The organism is Streptomyces sp. NPDC006552, assembly GCF_040611655.1.
Lineage (GTDB): Bacteria > Actinomycetota > Actinomycetes > Streptomycetales > Streptomycetaceae > Streptomyces.
Genome location: NZ_JBEXOS010000078.1, coordinates 1 through 19,872, shown reverse-complemented (window position 1 = coordinate 19,872; position 19,872 = coordinate 1). Strand labels below are relative to the sequence as shown.

Below are 19,872 nucleotides of genomic sequence, written 5' to 3'. Positions count from 1 at the left end.
GGCGCCCTTCGTCAGCGCGGGGTGCGGGTGGTCAGGAAGGAGACGATGGCGTCGACCGTCTGCGCGCGCTTGTCCGGCGCGGCGTGGTCGGCGTCCAGCAGGGTCGCGTCGGGCGCCTCGTCGCAGATCCGCTTGGCCAGCAGTTCGGGGTGGGCGTCGTCGTTGCCCGGAAGGACCAGCAGCGGCACGGGGCAGCGGGCCATCCACTCCTCGGGCACCGAGAAGTAGGCGGAGCCGGCGGGCCACAGGCCGTCGCGGAAACGCACCAGGCGGATCAGGTAGCGCTCCCGGCGCTGGGCCAGGATCTCCTCGCGGAACGCCGGGTCCTCGCGCAGCCGCCCGGCGAACGGGCCCGCCGCGGCGTTGACGGCGAACCGGGCGTCCCGTTCGGCGGCCGCGACGACCGCCGGCAGGCCCTCGGCCCGCGGGAAGCGCATGGCCTCGTCGAACGTGCGCAGATAGGTGGCCAGGCTGTTGACAGCCGGGTCGATGCCGACGGGTTCCTGCGCGACGACGGAACACACCCGCTCCGGGGCGTCGTGCGCCAGCCGCCAGGCCTGCGCCGTGCCGCTGCCGGCGCTGACGACGTGCGCCCGGTCGACGCCGAGCGCGTCGAGGACGGCCACCTGGTCGGCCGCCTGCCGCTCGTAGGAGAAGGGCAGTGCGGGCGCGTCGGCGCTGCGGCCGGCGTGCCGCTGGTCCATGGCGATGACCCGGAAGTGCCGGGACAGTTCGCTCACCGGGTGGTAGAAGTTCGACTCCCACATGCCGGTGCGGCTGTCCGCACCGCCGGGGGCCAGCAGCAGGACGGGAAATCCGTCACCGTGCACCTCGTAGTGCAGTCGTGCGCCGTCCGGGCGCTCGATCTCAGGCATGGTTCTCCTCAGCGGTGGTGACGGCCTTCGAGACCGCCTTCAGAAGTTCGCCGGCCATGGCACCGGCGTTGACGATCGGGGCGGCGTGCGAGCCGTCAATGTGCGAGACCGAGAACGGTCCTGCCGTCAGTTCGCGCCACACGTCCATCGCGCCCGGGGGCAGTACCGGGTCGCCGGTGGCCTCGACGGCGAGGACCGGCAGGGCGAGCGCGGGGCGCGGGGCGCCGTGCAGCGCGGTCCGGTGGCTGTCGGCGAGCGCGGTGTCGGCGCGCAGCCGCTCGACGTAGCCGGCGAGCAGTTCCTCGTCGTCGAGCACCTCCTCGGGCAGCAGGCCGCGGAAGATGTCCGCGAACTCCTCCAAGGCGACCGACCCGAAGTCACCGGTCAGCTCGGCGAGCCGGCGCAGCCCGGCCGTGGGTTCGGCGAGGGGCGGCAGGGCGCAGGCCACGAGGAGGGCCGCCGCGGGCACGCCGGGCCGGTGCGCGAGCCGGTGCGCGACCTCCCAGCACAGCCAGGAACCCTGGCTGTGTCCGAACAGGACGAACGGGACGTCGAGCCGGCTCGACAGGGCCGCCATGACGTGGTCGGCCAGCGCCATCATGTCGCTCGCCGGCGCTTCCCCGGCGCGGCTCTCGCGTCCGGGCAGCTGGATCCCGACGAGTTCGACGTCGTCGGGGAGATGGCGGACGAGCGGCAGGAATCCGCCCGTCGTCCCGCCCATGCCGGCCACGCAGAAGACGCGTGCCCGGGGCTGCTCGGCCCGTTTCAGGACGCGGAGCCAGGGGTCGTCGGCGCTCTGCGGCGCCGGGCCGGGCACGGCCCGCGCCTCATCGGGCAGCAGTTCGGTCAGCAGGTGGGCACCGAGGCCGGCGCAGCTGGCATGGCGCAGGATCATCTCGGTGGTCACGGGCAGGCCGGTGCGGCGCACCAGTTCCTTGCGGACGGTCACGGCCATGAGTGAGTCGAGGCCCAGCTCCTGCAACGGCTGCCCGTCCGGTACGGCGTCCAGGGGCAGGCCGAGGACGGGTGCCACCTGCGCCCTGACGAGGTCGGTGAGGGTCTGCGTCCGCGCTGCGGCGCTCTGCGTCGCGAGCGCCTCGCGCAGCGCCCGGCCGGCCGACGGGTCACCGGCGACGAGGTCGGTGTCCGGGTCCGGCGCGGCCTCGGCGATCTCGTCGATCAGGGGCCGGGGGCGGGCCGCGCGGTAGGCCGGGGCGAAGCGCGGCCAGTCGAGGTCGGCCACTCCGAGCACCACGGCGTCGGTGCGCAGGGCGAGTTCGAGGGCGTCCAGCGCCACCGCGGGCGCCATGGAGCGCAGGCCGCGGGAGCGCGCCGTGCGCTCCACCTCGGCATCGACCATGCCGCCGCCCGCCCAGCCGCCCCAGTGGACCACCGTCGCCGGCAGCCCCGCGGCGCGGCGGTGCCGGGCCAGTGCCTCCAGCGCGGTGTTGGCGGCGCCGTAGACGGCCTGGCCCGCGCCGCCCCACAGGCTCGCGCCGCTGCCGTACAGCACGAATGCGTCCAGCGGATGTCCGGCCAGTGCCTCGTGCAGGTGCCGGGCTCCCAGTACCTTCGCGGCGGCCTCCTGGTCCGCGCTCTCGGCGGTGACGGCCTGGATCGGCGCCATCGCCGACATACCCGCCAGGTGGGCGACGAAGGTGAGGTCGCCGCCGCCGTCCCTGATCCCCGCGAGGAGCGCGTCCACCTGTGCGCGGTCGGTCACGTCGCAGGTCTCGGCCAGCACCTGCACGCCGTGCTCGGCGAGTTCGGCGCGCAGTTGCTCGGTCTCGGGGGTCAGGCCGGCGCGGCGTGAGGCCAGCACGATCCGTTCGGCTCCGCGGGCGGCGAGCCGGCGGGCCAGGTGCCTGCCGAGCGCGCCCTGCCCGCCGGTGATCAGGGCGGTGCCGCTGGTGCGCCACGGCGCCGGGCCGGCCTGCGGTTCGGCGCGCCGCAGGCGCCGCACGAACCGGCCCGCCGGGCGCAGCGCCACCTGGTCCTCGTGGTCATCGGCGGCCAGCGCCGCCACGAGCTGGGCGGCCCAGCCGTCGTGCGGCCGGGCGGGGAGGTCGATCGTGCCGCCCCAGTGCAGCGGGGTCTCCAGGGCCGCGACGCGTCCGAGCCCGGTCACCAGGGCGCGCGCCGGGTGCGGGACGCCTTCGGTGCCGTCGATGTCCACGGCCCCGCAGGTGAGCGCCCACAGGGGGCTGGTCACACCGCTGTCGGCGGCGCCCTGGAGCAGGGCGAGCGTGGTGTGCAGTCCTTCGGTCAGTCCGCCCGCGGTGCCGGTGTCGTCGAGCGGACCGAGGGTGAGGATGCCCGTGGGTCGCAGGGGCAGTGCGCTCAGGGCTTCGGCGACGGCCTGCCGGTCGCCGGTGGCGCGCAGGCGGTGCACGTCGGCGCCGGCCGCGCGCAGCGCCTCTTCGGCCGCCGCGGCGAGTTCGGGCTCCCGGTCCGTGTCGACCAGCAGCCACAGACCGGAGGTGCGCGCGGGGCCGAGGGGCGCCGCCCGCCAGGCCTCCTGGTAGAGCCAGCCGCCGAGCCGGTTCTCGGACTCCTGCCGGTGCCACCACTCGGTGATCAACGGGAGGACCTCGTCGACGCTGGAGCGGAGCCGGTCGGGGGTGTCGAGGAGTTCCGCGAGGCGTCCGCCCTCCCCGCTGCCGACCGCGTCCCAGAAGGCGCCGCCGGCCGTCTGCGCGGCGGGGGCGGGGCGCGGCGCCTTGGCCCAGTAGCTGCGGCGCTGGAAGGCGTAGCCGGGCAGGTCCGGGCCCGCACCGCTGCCGAGCGGCGCGAGCGCGGTCGCCCAGTCGACGCGGTGGCCGTGGATGTGCAGCTGCCCGAGGCCGTGCAGCAGTTGGTGGCGGCCTCCGTGGTCCCGGCGCAGCGTGCCGGTGACCAGGGCCCGCTCGTCGCCCTCGGTGAGCGGGGCGGCCAGGACGGGGTGCGGGCCCACCTCGATGAACACGTCGTGTCCCGCGTCCAGCAGCCGCTGCTGTGCCTGGTCGAGCCGGACCGGCTCCCGCAGGTTGCGCAGCCAGTAGCCGGCGGTGAGTTCCTCGCCGTCCAGTACGTCACCGGTCACCGTGGAGTAGAACGGGACGGAGCCGGACCGGGGCCGCACAGCGGTGAGTTCGGCCTCGATGACGGGGAGCAGGGCGTCCATGTGGTGGCTGTGCGAGGCCACGGGGGCCGCCAGTTTGCCGCACACGACGTCCTCGTCGTCGAGGTCGAACAGCAGCTCCTCGACGGCGTCGGCGTCCCCGGAGACGGCGACGGACAGCGGGGTGTTCACGGCGGCCACCGAGAGGCGCTCGCCGTAGGGCGCGATCCGTTCCCGGACCGCCTCGAGGGGGAGTTCCACGACGGCCATGGCGCCCACGCCGGCGACGCCTTGCAGGGCGCGGCTGCGGACGGCGATGATCCGGGCGCCTTCGTCGAGGGTGAGGGCCCCGGCGACCACGGCGGCGGCGACCTCGCCCTGGCTGTGCCCGACCACGGCGTCGGGGCGGACGCCCAGTTCGCTCCAGGCCGCGGCCAGCGCCACGTACATCGTGAACATCAGCGGCTGGATCACGTCGAGGCGCTCCAGCAGTGCGGCGTCGGTGTCCGTCTCCGCCAGCAGCCCGGCCACCGACCGGCCGATGAGCGGCTGGAACGCCGCGTCGCAGGCGCCGACCGTCTCGGCGAACGCCGGTGACTCGGCCAGCAGGGCCCGGCCCATGCCGGGCCACTGGGCGCCCTGGCCGGGGAAGACGAAGACCGTGCGGCCCCGCGGGGCCGCGGTGGAGCGGGCCAGGCCGGCGTGGGCGCGGTCCTCGGACAGCGCGCGCAGCGCCTCGCCCGCCTGCTGCGCGGTGGCGGCGTGCACGACGGCCCGCTCGGTGAAGTGGGCCCGCCGCAGGAGGGCGGTGCGGGCGATGTCCGCCACCTCGGTCCGCGGCCGTCGCTCCAGCCAGTCGGCCCACTGGGCCGCCTGGTCGCGCAGGGCCGCGTCGTTCTTGCCGGAGAGCACGATCGGTACGGGCGTGTCCGGCGCGGGCTTTCGCACCGCGGGCCGCGCGGCGGGCTGCGGGGCCTGCTCGATGACGACATGGGTGTTGGTGCCGCCGATGCCGAAGGAGGAGACGCCGGCCCGGCGCGGCCCGGTGCTCCGCCAGGGCTTGCGTTCGGTGTTCACGTAGAACAGTCCGGGGTCGAGCCCCATCTCGGGGTTGGGGTGCTCGTAGTTGAGACTCGGCACGAGTTCGCCGTGGTGGACGCAGAGCGCGGCCTTGAGCAGTCCGGCGAGCCCGGCGGTGGCGTCGGCGTGCCCGATGTTGGTCTTCACCGAGCCCAGCGCGCACGGCTCGTCCCGGTCCGCGCCGGCGAACACCTTCTGCAGCGCCTGCACTTCGATGGGGTCGCCCAGCGCGGTCGCGGTGCCATGGGCTTCGAGGTAACCGATGTTCTCCGGCCGGACGCGCGCCTCGGCCTGTGCCTCGGCCACGGCGTACGCCTGTCCGTCGACACTCGGCGCGGTGAAACCGGCCTTCTGCGCACCGTCGTTGTTGACGGCGCTGCCCCGGAGCACGGCGTAGACGCGGTCGCCGTCGGCCTCGGCGTCGCTCAGCCGGCGCAGCACCAGCGCGACGACTCCGCTGCCGAAGACCGTGCCGCTGCCCTTCTCGTCGAAGGCCCGGCACCTGCCGTCCGGGGAGACCACCAGACCGTCCTGGTGGACGAAGCCCTGGACGAGGGGGAGGGTCAGGGAGGAGGCCCCCACGAGGGAGACGTCCGACTCGCCGCTGAGCAGGCTCTGGCGGGCCAGGTGGGTGGCGACCAGGCCGGTGGAGCAGGCGGTCTGCACGGTGAGGGCGGGGCCGCGGAGGTTGAACCGGTGAGCGATGCGGGTGGCGAGGTAGTCGGTCTTGTTCCCGATCATCGTGCGGTAGAAGGACGACAGGTCGGCGCTCTCGCCCGGCTCGTAGCCGCCGTAACCGGAGCCCGCGAAGACGGACACCCGGCCCTCGACGTCCTGCGGGACGATCCCCGCGTTCTCGAAGGCCCGCCAGGCCACTTCCAGCAGCAGCCGGTGCTGCGGGTCCATGGACTCGGCCTCGGCGGGCGAGTAGTCGAAGAAGCCGGCGTCGAAGAGGTCGGCGCCGTCCACCACCGCGCGGGCGCGGACGTAGTCGGGGTGGGTGAGGTCCTCCTCGGTCACGCCCGCCGCGACGAGTTCCTCGTCGGTGAAGTGGGTGATGGACTCGACGCCGTGGCGCAGGTTGTCCCAGAACGCGTCCACGTCGGCCGCACCGGGCAGCCTGCACGCCACTCCGACGATCGCGATGGCGTCGTCCTCGGTCCGCCTCGTCCGCCGGGGCGTCACGGACACCTCGTCCGGCGCGGCGGCTCCCCGCAGATGGGCGGTGAGCTGCCGCACCGTCGGGTAGCGGAACAGGGTGGACAGGGGGAACTCCCGGCCCAGGGCCGCGCGCATCCGCTCGTGCGCCTTCAGCGCCGCCATGGAGTCGGCGCCCAGGTCGAAGATGCCCCGGTCGGGGTCGATCTCCGCGCGGCCGAGCACCGTCGCCCAGGCGTCGGTGACGGCGCGCTCGATCTCGTCGCCGCTCTCCCCCGCTCTCCGCGCGGCCTGCGCGGAGGGGGGTGCGAGGCGGGCGACGGCGACCTTGTCGATCTTCTTGTTGGGGGTGTGCGGCAGCTCGTCCAGGGCGATCACGTGCCCGGGCACCATGTAACCGGGAAGCCGCTCGGTGAGCAGGGCGGCCAGCCGGTCCTCGCCGTCCCGCGCGCCGTCTGCGGGGGTCCAGTACAGGAAGAGCGCGGGTTCGCCGGTGGCGTCGGGGCGCACCACGGCGGCACATTCGGCGACCGCCTCGTGCTCGGCCGCGACCGACTCGATCTCCCCGAGTTCGATGCGGTGTCCGTGCAGTTTGACCTGGGAGTCGCTCCGGCCGCAGAACTCCAGGGTGCCGTCGGCGCGGTGGCGTACGACATCGCCGGTGCGGTACATCCGGGCGCCGGGCAGGCCGGCGAAGGGGTCCGGCACGAAACGCCCGGCGGTGAGTTCGGGGCGGGCGAGGTAGCCGCGGGTGACGGCCCGTCCGCCGATGTGCAGTTCGCCCCGGAAGCCGCGCGGCACGCGCCGGCCGGCGGGATCGAGCACGTACAGGCGGTTGCCGTGCAGCGGCTCGCCGAGGCTGATCTCGCCGGGCCGCACGGTCCAGGCCGAGGACCACACCGTGGTCTCGGTCGGCCCGTACATGTTGGTCAGTTCGCCGTCGAGGAGGTCGGTGAGCCGGCGGGCGAGTCCCCGGTCGAGCGGTTCGCCGCCGACCAGCATGCGCTCCAGGCCGCGCACCAGGTCCCGGCCCTCGGCGTCCGCCAGGAGCATCCGGGCCAGCGAGGGCGTGCACTGCAGATGGGTGGGGCTCCAGTGGGCGTACCGCGACCAGCCGGCCGCCGGTCCGTCGGCGACGACGACCCGGTAGCCACGGGTGAGGGTCCACAGCAGTTCGAGGGTCGAGATGTCGAAGGACAGGCTGGTCACCGCGAGCCAGGTGTGCCCCGCTCCCCCGCCGACCCGCTCGTCCATCGCCCGGCAGAAGGTGGCGAACTGGTCGTGCTCGACCATGACGCCCTTGGGGTTGCCGGTCGATCCCGAGGTGTAGATGACGTACGCGAGGTCGTCCGGTGCCTGCCCGGCGGGGGGCCGGGGCAGTTCGGTGCCGCTCGCCGCCGGGGCGTCGGCCGTCAGGACGTCGACACCGTCGCCCGACACGTCGGCCGCGCCCTCGTCGGTGGAGAGCACGACCCGCAGCCCGCTGTCCCGCCGCACGTGCTCGAGGCGGGCCCGGGGGTAGGCGGGGTCCAGCGGGACGTAGGCGGCCCGGGCGAGCCAGGTCGCCAGGACGGCGATGACCAGCTCCGCCGAGCGCGGCAGATGGATACCCACGAGAGAGCCGTGACCGACTCCTCGCGCCCGCAGCCGGGTGCTGAGCGCCTCGGCGCGCACCAGCGTCTCCCGGTAGGTGAGTTGCCGCTCGCCGTCGACGAGCGCCACGGCGTCCGGGGTGCGGTGAGCCTGGGCGATGATGCCGTGCAGGGCGCTGTCCTGGGCCTCCGCGCCCGGGACGGCGGGCCCGGTCCACCGCTCGAACCAGCTCTGTTCCTCCTCGCCCAGCAGCTCCAGCAGGCTGACCGGGCGGTCGGGGTCGCGGACCAGGTCGGCGAGGAGGGTGCGGAAGTTCTCCGCCATCCGCCGGGCCGTGTCCGTGTCGACCACCCGCAGCTGGTACTCCAGCTCGCCCGCGAGGGCGTCCCCGTCGGGCGCGAGGGTCAGGCCGAGTTCGGACTTGGCCACACCGCGCGGGGTGCCGGTGACGCTCGTGTCGTCCGACGGTCGCCAGGCGTCGTCCCCCTCCCCGAGGACGGGCAGGGCCGTCGCACGGTAGTTGAACAGGACCCGGAAGAGCGGGTGCTCGTCCGTGCCGCGCGCACCGGGGAGCGCGCGCACGACCTCGGTGAGCGGTACGTCCTGGTGGTCGGCGAGCCGCCGGACCCGGGAGGCGGTGGCGGCCAGGAGTTCCCTGAACGTCGGATCGCCCGTCAGATCGCAGCGCAGCGGCAGCGTGTTGACCAGGAACCCGACCAGGTCCTCGGTACCGGCCAGTTGGCGGTTGGCCCAGATGGTGCCCAGGCCGAAGTCGTTGCTGCCGGTGCTGCGGGCCAGCAGCAGCGCGAAGGCGGCGGCGTGGACGGCGTAGGGGGTCACCGCCTCGCGGGCCGCCAGCTCCTCCAGTTCGCGGCGCAGCGACGCGGGCACCGTGAAGGAGACGGTGTCGCTGCCCGGGACGGCGGAGTGCGGGGGCAGGTCCAGGCGGCCCATGCCGTCGAGTTCCGCCGCGAAGTACCGCAGCGGGCCCGCGAAACCGTCCTCCTCCAGGGTGCGCTGCTGGCGGACCGCGTAGTCGCCGAGGTGGCGGGCGGCGGGCGTGTCCTGGGGCCGGTCGCCGCGGGCCAGTTCGCCGTAGAGCGCGTGCAGTTGCTGGAGCATCAAGGTCAGCGACCAGCCGTCGCCGACGGCGTGGTGCAGCGTCAGGAGCAGCACCTGTCCGCCGTCGGGGACGTCCAGCAGGAGCAGCCGCAGCAGGGTCCGGCCGGACAGGTCGAAGGGCACGCGCTCCTCGGCGCCGATCCGCTCGGCGACCGCGGCCTCGCCCGTCGGCGCGGCGGAGAGGTCCTCGTGGGTGAAGGGGGTGACGAAGTCGTCGTGGACGACCTGGACGAGGTCACCGTCGCGGGTCTCCAGGCCGGTACGCAGGGCCTCGTGCCGGCGGATGAGGTGGGTGAGGGCGCGTTCGAGCAGCTCCGGGTCGAGGGGCCGGGTCACGCGCAGGGCGACCGGGGCGTTGTACTGGGCGCTGCCGGGCTCCATCTGCTCCAGGAACCACAGCCGGCGCTGTCCCTCCGTGGCGGGCAGGACCTCGCGCTGCTCGGCACGGTCCAGCGGCGGCGTGTCGTCGCCCGGGTCGAGGGCGCCGCGGACCAGCCCCAGCAGGTGCTCCGCGAGCAGCTGAGGCGTGGGGTGGGCGAAGGCGACGTTCGTGGGGAGGGTGACGCGGGCCGCCGCGCTGAGCCGGTTGCGCAGTTGCAGACCCATGATGGAGTCCAGGCCGCGTTCTTGCAGCCGCTGGTCGGCGGGGACGGGCTCGGCGGCGCCGAGCAGCACGGCCGCCTCCCGGCGCACCAGCTCGGTGAGGTGTTCCAGGGCCTGCTGCGCGGGCAGCGCGGCGAGCTCCTCCCGCAGCCCCGCGGGCTCCGCCGCCGGCGCCCCCGCCCCGTCGCCCGCCGGGGGCGCGTCGGGGGTGGCCGACCGGTGCGGGGCGTCGAACCAGTAGCGCCGCCCTTGGAAGGCGTAGGGGGGAAGCTGCGGCAGGTCGGTGCGCGCGCCGGCGCCCAGGACCCGTTCCCAGTCGACCTCGTGGCCCTGGGCGTGCAGGGCGCCGAGGGAGCGCATGAACTCGGCGGTACCGCCCTGGCCGCGGCGCAGGGTGCCCACCACGACACCGCCGGACTCCGCGGTGGCACCGGTCAGCGGCATCCCGAGCACGGAATGGGAGCTGATCTCGACGAACACCCCGAAACCGTCGGCGACGAGCTGGTCGAGCGCGCGGTCCATGCGGACGGTCTCGCGCAGGTTGCGGCACCAGTACGTACCGTCGAGCGCGCCGCCCTGGAGGACGGCGCCGGTCACCGTGGAGTAGAAGGGGATCGTCCCCGCCTCGGGCCGTACACCGGCGAAGTGCTCGGCCAGGCCGGGCAGGATGGGGTCGACGTGGGCGCAGTGGCCGGCGGCGTCGGCGTTGATGCGGCGGCAGAACACGTCCCGGCCGGCCAGCGCGGCGAGCACGGCGTCCACCGCCTCCGGATCGCCGGAGACCACGGTGGAGCCCGGCGTGTTGACGAGTGCCACGGACAGCGCGTCGCCGTAGGGGGCGATCAGCTCCTCGACCTCGCCCACGGGCAGTTCGAGCAGGGCCATGGCGCCCAGGCCGCTGCACTCGCGCAGCAGCGCCTGGCTGCGCAGGGCGACGATCTTCGCGGCGTCGTCCAGGCAGAGGGCGCCCGACACGACGGCGGCGGGCACCTCGCCCTGACTGCTGCCCACGACGGCGGCCGGCTCGAGGCCGAGCGAGCGCCAGACCGCGGTCAGGCCCAGGGCCATGGTGAACAGGGCCGGTTGCAGGACGTCCAGGCGGTCGAAGGGCAGACCCGGCGGTTCGTCCCCGGCGAGCAGGTCGCGCACGGACCAGTCGAGCCACGGCCGGAATGCCTCGTCGCAGGCGTCGACGGCATGGGCGAACTCCGGCGATTCGGTGAGCAGTTGGCGGCCCATCTCCCGCCACTGGCTGCCGTGGCCGGGGAAGACGAAGACGACCTTGCCGCGCGCCGTGGCCGCTGCCTCGACCAGGTTCTCGTGCGGCAGTCCGTCGGCCAGCGCGCGCAGCCCGCGGGCGGCCTCCTCGCTGTCGTGGGCGAGGACCGAGGCGCGCGAGGGGAAGTGGGTACGGCCGAGCGCGGCGGCGCGCGCGGCCTGCGGGACCGGCTGGGAGGGGTGCGCGGCGAACCAGTCGGCCCACCGGGCGGCCTGCGCGCGCAGCGCCCGGGGATCGCGCGCGGAGACCAGGATCGGGTGGGCCTTCGCGGCCGGCAGCGCGGGCCGGGGCTCGGTGGCCTCTCCGGCCGCCGGTTCGGGCGCCTCCTCCAGGATCAGATGCGCGTTGGTGCCGCTGATGCCGAACGAGGAGACCCCTGCCCGGCGTGGCCGCTCGCCGCGCCGCCAGGGCCGCGCCTCGTCCAGCAGCCGCAGCCCGCTGCCCTCCCAGGCGATGTGCGGGCTGGGGTCGGCGCAGTGCAGGGAGCGGGGCAGCAGTTCGCCGCGCAGGGCGAGGACCATCTTCATGACGCCGGCGACGCCGGCCGCGGCCTGCGTGTGTCCGATGTTCGACTTGGACGAGCCCAGGTGCAGCGGCCGGTCCTCGGCACGGCCGGCCGCGAACACCCCGGCCAGGGCGCCCGCCTCGATCGGGTCGCCGAGCGGGGTGCCGGTGCCGTGCGCGTCGACGGCGTCGAGGTCCGCGGGGGTGAGCCCGGCGGATTCGAGTGCCGCGCGGATGACCTGCTGCTGCGCCGGGCCGTTGGGTGCGGTGAGGCCCTGGCTGCGGCCGTCCTGGTTGACCGCCGAGCCGCGGATCACGGCCAGGACGCGGTCCCCGTCGCGCTGCGCCGCCGAGAGGCGCTTGAGGAGGATCATGCCGCAGCCTTCGGACCAGCCTCCGCCGTCGGCCCCGGCCGAGAAGCTCTTGCAGCGCCCGTCGGGCGACATCGCGCCCAGCCGGCTGGACTCGACGAACAGCGCGGGCGAGCTCATCACCGTGACACCGCCGGCCAGGGCCGTGTCGCACTCCCCGGCGCGCAGGGCGGCGCAGGCCATGTGGAGGGCGACCAGCGACGAGGAGCACGCGGTGTCGACCGTGATCGCGGGGCCCTGGAGGCCCAGCAGGTAGGAGAGCCGGCCCGAGACGACGCTGCCGGAGATGCCGGTGCCCTGGTAGCCGTCCAGTTGTTCGAGGTCGGCCTGGCCCGTGCCGTAGTCGGAGCGCATGGCGCCCAGGTACACGCCGGTGCGGCTGCCGGCGAGGGTGCCGGGGACGACGCCGGCCCCCTCCAGTGCCTCCCAGGCCGTCTGGAGGACCAGCCGCTGCTGCGGGTCCATCGCGACGGCCTCCCGCGCGGTGATCCCGAAGAAGTCCGCGTCGAAGTGGTCCAGGCCGGTCAGGAAGCCGCCCTCGCGTGCGTAGCTCTTGCCGGAGGCCCCCGGATCGGGGTCGTACAGGTCGAGGTCGTCCCAGCGCTCGGGCAGCGGGCCGATGGCGTCCTCGCCGGCCGCCAGGAGGTCCCAGTACCGCTCCGGGGTGTCGATCCCGCCCGGCAGCCGGCACGCCATCGAGACGATCGCGACGGGCTCGGTCCGCCGGCTCTCCAGCTCCGCGTTGCGCTGCTGGAGCTGCAGGACGGCGGCCATCGCGCGCCGCAGTCGCTCCTCATTGGCTTGGGCGTTCATCTCTGCCTTCCGTCTCTCTCCAGCAGTGCGGTGGCCGAATGTCTGTGCGGGGAGGGTCAGCCGGCGACGGTGACATCCATGTACGGCGGGAACTGCGGCAACCGGGCGCCGTCGTGCTCCAGCACGCACAGGTCGCCCTGCCGGTCCGCCTGGCGGAAACCGGCGAACTTGTAGGTGACGAACATCGTCCGGTTGCGGTCGGTGGGGATGAACTCGGCGCGCAGGGTCACGCCCGCCGCGTGGGCGGTGCGGATCAGGTGGTGCAGCAGGACGGTGCCGACGCCGCGCGACATGACGCGGCAGGACATCAGCAGCAGCTTCACGGTCCACACGGCGTCGCCGCGCTCGACGAGGGCGAGGCCGATCTTCCCGTAGGTGCCGTAGGTGTCCTCGAGGTCCGCGACGAGCAGGTCGTGGCGGGGCGAGCGGCGGAAGGCGTCCAGTTCCTCGTAGGAGTAGGTGTAGCCGGTGGCGTTGAGCTGGTTGGTGCGGACGGTCAGCTCCTCGGCGCGCTGCAGGTCGCGTTCCTCGGCGGGCGCGATACCGAAGCGCATGCCCAGCGAGGCGAGGAACTCCTCGCTGGTTCCGCCGTGGGAGTCCTCGGCCTGCCGGCGGCGGGCGTCGGCGCGGTAGAGGTGGCGGCGCTCGCGCGAGTCGGCGGTGACGAAGCGGGGCCGCAGCTCGGGCAGGCCGGGCAGGCCCGCGGCGTCGGCGGCGTCGACGCACAGCACCTCGGGGTGGGCGAAGCGGACCTCGTCCCGCTCGAAGGGCTGGTCGTCGACGAAGGCCAGGGTGTCGATGCCGATGTTGAGGGCCTCGGCGACGGCGCGGACGGAGCCGGACTTGTCGCCCCAGTTGATCTGCGGGTGGAGGAAGTACTCGGCGAGGCCGAACTCCGCCAGCTTCGCCATGGCCGCGTCGTGGTCGTTGCGGCTGGCGACCGAATGCAGGATCCCGCGCTCGTCGAGGGTGCGGATGGCCTCGACGGCACCGGGACGCAGGGTGACGTCGCCGTCCTCCAGCAGCACCCCGTCCCATACGGTGTTGTCGAGGTCCCAGACCACGCACTTGACGGTCTTGCGGGTCGTGACGGTGGTCGTCATCGCACACTCCTCGGTGCTCGCTCCTGGAACGCGTATTCGGCAAGGCCCACTTGGTGGAGCTGTGCGCTCCCCTCGATGACCTCCATGACCCGGGAGTCACCGAGGAGGCGCTGGACGGGGTAGTCGGGTCCGCAGCCGTTGGCGCCGTGGATCTGTACGGCGTCCGCCGCGGCCCGGCCGGCCGCGGTGGCCGCGAAGTACTTGGCCGTGGAGGTCGCGGCGAGGGCGCCGGGGTGGTGCTCGTCGCGCAGCCGGGCGGCCTCCAGAGACAGCAGCCGGGCCGCCTGCGCGGACGTGTACATGTCGCTGATCATGCGGCGGACCAGCTGGTGGTCCTTGATGAGGGAGCCGAACTGCTCGCGGCGTCCGGCGTAGTCGACGCTCGCCTCCAGGCAGGCGTCGAGGATGCCGACGCAGCCCCAGCCGACCGTGTAGCGCCCGAGGTCGAGGGCGGCGCCCGTGACGTGCGAGACGCCGAGACCGGGCCTGGCGAGCAGGTTGGCGCCCGGGACGCGGCAGCCGTCCAGATACACGTGTGCGGTCATCGAGGCGCGGATGCCGATCATGTCCTCGATCAGCTCGGTGCGCAGGCCGGGGGTGTCGCGCTCGACGAGCAGGGCCGTCGGGCCCTCCTCGGCGCGGCCGACGACCAGGAAGAGGCCGGCGCTCTCGCCGTAGGTGATCCACTTCTTGTGGCCGTGCACCAGCCAGTCGTCGCCGTCGCGGACCAGGCGGGTGGAGACGGCGGCGGCGTCGCTGCCGGCGCCGGGTTCGGAGACGGCGAGGGCGGCGACGCGCTCGCCGCGCGCCAGCCGCGGCAGCCAGGTCCGCTTCGACTCGCGGCTGCCCCAGCGGGCGATCGCGTGCGCCACCATCGTGTGGACGGTGAGCAGGCTGCGCACCGAGGAGCAGGCGCGGCCCAGTTCCGCGGCGAGCAGTCCGAGGGTGACCGCGTCGCAGCCGCCACCGCCGTACTCCTCGGGGACGGACAGGCCGAGCAGCCCCTCGTCGGCGAGGAGGCGGACGAGCTCGGGCGGGGTGCGCTGGTCACGGTGCCAGGCGGCGGCGTACGGGACGATGTGCCGGTCGGCGAAGGCCCTGAAGTCCTTGCGGGCCTGCTCCTGGTCGGCGGTGAGGGCTCCGGTCATGACGGTCGTGTCGTCCGCTCGCGCCTACTGCGGGACCGCGGCGGACAGCTTGCGAGTGACGAAGGCGTCGAGCGCGCCGATGGACCGGAAGTGCTCCAGCTCCAGGTCCTCGTTCTCCACGACGATGCCGAACTCGTGCTCGACGAAGGAGACCAGCTGCATCGCGAACATCGAGCTGACGAAGCCGAGTTCGAAGATGTCGTCGTCGTCCTTGAGGTCCTGCACCGGGAAGAAGCGGGAGAGGTACTCCGCGATCCTGACCCTGTTGTCCTTGCTCATCTCTTCTTCCGTCCTGTTGTCGTGGGCAGGCGAGTGGAAGGCCGGGGCGCGCCGGGCGGCGACGGCGGCCGCGCCTCAGCGGTACGTGTGGAAGCCCTCGCCGCTCTTGCGCCCGAGCAGGCCGGCGGCGACCATCTTCTTCAGCAGTGGGGCGGGCCGGTACTTGCTGTCGTTGAAGCTCTCGTAGAGCACCTCGACGGACTTCAGGATGGTGTCCAGGCCGATCAGGTCGGCGGTCTCCAGGGGGCCCATCCGGTGGTCGAAACAGGTCTTGAAGATCCGGTCGACGTCGGCCGCGGGCGCCACCCCGTCCTGGACGAGGAAGACGGCCTCGTTGATGGTGAGCATCAGGACACGGTTGGAGACGAAGCCGGGCACGTCCTCGACGACGATGCACTCCTTGCCCATCCCCGCCAGGAAGCGGCGGGCGGTGTCGATCGTCGCGGGCGTGGTGTGGTGGCCGCGGATGACCTCGACCATCGGCTTCATCGGCACCGGGTTCATGAAGTGCATGCCGACGACCCGCTCGGGGCGCGTGGTGACGGAGCCGACGCGCGTGATGGAGATCGCCGAGGTGTTGACGGCGAAGACCACCTCGGGGCGCACGATGGCGTCGATCCGCTCGTAGACCCGCTGCTTGATGTCCCAGTCCTCGGTGACGTTCTCGACCACGAAGTCGGCCTTGGCGAGCAGCTCGTAGTCCGTCGTGAACTCGATCTTCTCGAAGATCGCGGCCGGGTCGACGCCGGCGCCCTTGTTGAACAGGGCCTGGGCGCGCAGGCCGGTGCGCAGTTCGCGGCGCGCGGTGTCCAGGATGTCGTCGCGGACGTCCACGAGGACCACCTGATGGCCGGTCTGCGCGAGGTTCTGTGCGACACCGACGCCCATGACGCCCGCGCCGACCACTCCTACGGTCGTGAATTCCATCTCGTACGACTCCGTTAGCGTGTGCCGCGTACGGCGTAGATGTTGTGGATGTCCGTGCCGACGTACAGCTCGTCCTGTTCGGCGGTGACCGTGAACCCGTGGCCGGTGAGCAGGGCGGCGAGGCGGGCCACCTCACCGTCCGCGTCGTGCACCTCCAGCACCATCTGCTGGATCTTGGGCCAGTCCTCGTCCGCGATGCCGTCGATGACCTGGCGCTCGCTCTTCTGTACGTCGATCTTGATGAGGTCGATGCGCTCGACGCCGTGCTCGCGGATGACGGCGCTGAGCGGGCGCAGGGTGGCGGTGTACTCGATGGCCTCGAAGCGGACGTCGAGCAGGTCCTCGGAGGCGGCCAGCCGGGCCACCTCCTCGTCCGCGTCCGTCTTCTGCTGGTTGGCGATGATGGTGCGCAGGTTGTGCCTCTCCTCCGCCTCGTCGGGGTGGAAGGAGGACATGCCGGAGCTGCGCGGGTAGAAGGTGAAGGCGGCCTTCGACTCGGTGTCGGCGGCACCGACGGCGAGCAGGGTGGCGTCGACGCCGTGTTCGGCGACGTTGCGGCTCAGCAGCTCGAACATCGGCGGGGCGGGCTCGAAGGTGAAGACCCGTACGTCCTTGGCCTCGTAGTGCGAGAACAGCGTGAACAGGCCGATGTTGCCGCCGACGTCGAAGACGGTGGCGCCGTCGGGGATGGTGATGCCGTTCTTGGCATAGGTGCGGTGGTCGAAGATGTCCTCGTAGAAGTGGCGGGTCTCCGCCTCGTTCTGGTGCCAGACCGTCAGGCCGTTCGGCAGCCGGAAGCGGGCCAGGGAGTTGCCGGTGTGCGAGGAGCCCTCGCCGGTGACGTCCAGGGTGCCGCCGGCGCGCAGGGTGTCGATGGCGTCGGCCATGCGGGCGAGGGTGGCCCACTCGTAGATCTCGCGCAGGGACAGCTCCACGCCGAAGGCGCGTTTGACGCGCAGCGCCAGCCGCGTGGCCAGCAGCGAACTGCCGCCGAGCTCGAAGAAGCTGACGTCGTGCGGGAGTTGCTGGTTCTTCAGGATCCGCGCCCAGATGCCGGCCAGCTCCAGCTCGGTGGCGGTGGGAGCGAGGTCCCGCCCGGTCGCGCGGGCGGCGCTCGCGGCGGCGTCGGCGACGATGTCGAGGCCGGCGGCCGGGAAGCCGGTCCAGTCGATGTCGGCGCCCGCGAGCCACAGACGGCCCAGCGCCTTGAGGGCGACGGCGGAGTCCGACTGGCGCTCCAGCGGATGGCGCATGGAAGCGACGATGGTGCCGGCCGCGGTGCCGCGGACCTCGGTGGCGAGGCTGCTGAGGGTCTGGCCGGGCCCCGTCTCCAGGAGCAGCGGGACGCCCGCGAGGTGGCGCAGACCGTTCGCGAAGCGGACGGTGCCCACGAGGTGACGGGCCCAGTAGGCGGGGTCGGTGGCCTGCTCGTCGGTGATGGGCTCACCCGTGACGTTGGAGATGTACGGGATGCGCGGCGGGTTCAGGGTGAAGGTCCGCACCAGCTCGGTGACCCGGTCGGCGATGGGCTCCATCTGCGACGAGTGGAAGGCGTGCGTGGAGCGCACGCGGCGGCTGATCACGCCCCGGCCGGCGAGGGTGCGCTCCAGCGCCTCGACGGCGGGAACGGGACCGGCCAGCACGGAGAACTCCGGGCCGTTGACGGCCGAGAGCGAGATGCCGTCGCCGAGCAGCTCCGCCACCTGCTCCTCGGGGAGCATGACGGCGAGCATGGCGCCCTGCGGCAGCTCCTCGATGAGCGCGGCCCGCCGGGCGACGAGGGTGAGGGCGTCCGGGAGGCTGAGCACACCGGCGAGCGTGGCCGCGACGTACTCGCCGAGGCTGTAGCCGATCATGAGCGAGGGGCGGGCGCCCCAGGACTCCCAGAGGCGGGCGAGCGCGTACTCGACGACGAACAGCGCCGGCTGGGCCAGCCGTGTCGCGTCGAGCCGGCGCTCGCTCTCGCTCCGCGGGCCGTCGTCGCGGCCGAGCATGCGCCGCAGGTCCACGACGGGGGCGGCCGGACCGGACCCGTCGGGCTCCTGCGCGGTGAAGAGGACGTCACGGATGTCCAGGCCGAGTTCGGGGGCGAGCGCCTCGGCACAGTCGTCGACCGTGGTGCGGAAGACGGGGAAGTCGCGGTACAGGTCACGGCCCATGTCCACGTAGTGGTCGCCCAGGCCGGGGAACATGAAGGCGACCGGGGCGGTGGTTGCCGCCTCCTGCGCGCCGATCTCGGTGGCTACGCCGTCGCCGGTGAGGACGGCGCCGCGATGGTCGCCCTCGGTGCTGCCGACGGTGCGGATGGACACCGGTACGTCCTCGCGGGCCGGAGCCTGGGCGAACCGGGCCTTGAGACTGGCGAGTCCTGCGCCGAGGGCGGTTCCGTCGTCGCCGCTGAGCAGAGCCAGGTGCCACAGCACCGGCTGGGACGGCGCGAGCGCCGCCTCGTCGTTCTTCTCCGCGGTGGTGTTCTTGGGGCTCATGCCTCTCCTTGAGGTCGTCGGCCGTCCGGAAAGGGTCGAGCACCCACGACTGCTGCCCCGCTCGCCTTTCGAACTGTCCGTCGTCAGCACACTGTCGGCGCGCCGACTAGAGCCGGGCCGGAACTGCGGTGGACAGCCCCCGGCGGGGCCGGCGGTGGCGGGCCGCTCTCCGGTGGCGCCTGGTCAGTGCTCCTCCGGGCGGCGGTTCGGCGCGGGCAGGACGATGCCGGGCTCCCGCGGCGCCGCCCCGATCAGCGGGCTCCTGGGGCGCAGTGGGGCGAAGGCGTGGTCCAGCACGGTCCGGGTCAGCTCGGCGCCGCGGGTGGCGACGTACCCGTCCGGGCGCACCAGCAGCCAGCAGCCCGGGGCCAGGCCGAGCGCGGCGCGCAGTGCGCCGTCGGGGTCGGCGAGCGGGCCGGGCTCCGCGGGGAGGTGGCCGCCCACCGTCCGCACGGACAGCCACTCGGCGTACTGGACGGCGGCCGTCACGGCCACGCCGACGGGCACGTCACCGGGGCCGGTGCCACCCGCGGCGAGCAGCAGGGACCACCGGGGGTCGCGCAGTTCCCCGTGCAGGGCGCGGCAGCCCGGCGCATCCGGGTCGTGGATCCGGGCGGCGGTGATCCGCTCGCCGGCGACGGGGAGCGGGGTCGCCACGGTCCCGGCCAGCAGCACGGGGCCGATCCCGGCGACGTGTTCGTAGGACTCGACGGTGGTCAGCGAGGACGCGTCGTAGTCGGTGCGCAGCCCGGACAGGCCGCCGAGGAGCCTGCGCTGCACGGTCCGGCGCAGCGCCGGCAGCGCCCACAGGAGAGCGAGGACGACCGACAGTGCGGGCGCCACGAGCAGGCGCCCGGACCGGTGGGCGGAGGCCGGAGTGCGGCGGGAGCGGCGCCGTGCCCGGCCGGCCGGCGCCCGTTCCTGGCCGTAGGTGTCCAGCAGTTCCCGTCCGGCGTGCCCCTGTTCCACCTGGGCGAGCTTCCAGGCCAGGTTGTACGCCTCCTGGACGCCGGTGTTCATGGCGTGCCCGGCGGCTGGGCTGTCCACGGGCGCTGCGTTCCCGGCCAGGAAGACCCGGCCCTCCCCCATGCGCGGCACCGTCGAGCGCCGCGCGGCGCAGACGGACGTCCACGAGGTCCGGGTCCAGTGCAGGGTGTCGGGCGGCAGGCCGGTCCCGGCCGGCGCGTCGGCCAACATCCACCGCCCGCCGGTCTCGTCGAGCAGGTCCAGGCCGAGCAGCTCGCGCACGGTGCCGTGGCCGCCGTCGCACCCGATCAGCCACGGGCTGTCAGCGCTGCGCTCGACCCCGTCGGCCCCGGTCAGACGCAGGCGCACGCCGTCCGGGTCCTGCTCGACGCCGGTCAGGCGCACGCCCCACTCGGTCTCGACGCCGAGCCGGGCCACCGCCGCGCGCAGCACGTCCTCGGTCTC

At 73.9% G+C, this 19,872-nt stretch carries 7 protein-coding genes and 1 pseudogene; all 8 read right to left on the bottom strand.

The window, feature by feature from the left end; all coding sequences use genetic code 11:
- Positions 1-11 precede the first annotated feature (11 nt).
- Positions 12-875 (bottom strand): alpha/beta hydrolase, encoded by an 864-nt coding sequence (locus tag ABZY33_RS31450; RefSeq protein WP_356495116.1) that lies wholly within the window; start codon positions 873-875, stop codon positions 12-14.
- A complete protein-coding gene (locus ABZY33_RS31445) occupies positions 868-12,498 on the bottom strand; it encodes an amino acid adenylation domain-containing protein (RefSeq protein ID WP_356495115.1) in 11,631 nt (3,876 codons plus the stop codon). Before ABZY33_RS31445 ends, ABZY33_RS31450 begins: the two co-directional genes overlap by 8 nt.
- Positions 12,499-12,554: 56 nt before the next feature.
- On the bottom strand, positions 12,555-13,601 hold the full coding sequence (locus tag ABZY33_RS31440; protein ID WP_356495114.1) for an HAD-IIIC family phosphatase: 1,047 nt from the start codon (positions 13,599-13,601) through the stop codon (positions 12,555-12,557).
- Complete coding sequence (locus tag ABZY33_RS31435; RefSeq protein ID WP_356495113.1) at positions 13,598-14,749, bottom strand: acyl-CoA dehydrogenase family protein; 1,152 nt, start codon at positions 14,747-14,749, stop codon at positions 13,598-13,600. Before ABZY33_RS31435 ends, ABZY33_RS31440 begins: the two co-directional genes overlap by 4 nt.
- 24 nt (positions 14,750-14,773) lie before the next feature.
- Entirely contained in the window at positions 14,774-15,028 is a 255-nt protein-coding gene (locus tag ABZY33_RS31430) for a phosphopantetheine-binding protein (RefSeq protein WP_356495112.1), read from the bottom strand.
- Between the two features lie 75 nt (positions 15,029-15,103).
- Positions 15,104-15,994, bottom strand: a pseudogene (locus ABZY33_RS31425) (3-hydroxyacyl-CoA dehydrogenase NAD-binding domain-containing protein); the annotation flags it as partial.
- Positions 15,970-18,147: an FkbM family methyltransferase gene (locus ABZY33_RS31420; protein WP_356495129.1), complete on the bottom strand. Its 2,178-nt coding sequence runs from the start codon at positions 18,145-18,147 to the stop codon at positions 15,970-15,972. The gene ABZY33_RS31420 and the pseudogene ABZY33_RS31425, both read right to left, overlap by 25 nt.
- Positions 18,148-18,624: 477 nt before the next feature.
- A partial coding sequence (locus ABZY33_RS31415; RefSeq protein ID WP_356495111.1) for an FAD-dependent monooxygenase occupies positions 18,625-19,872 on the bottom strand: 1,248 nt, incomplete at its 5' end.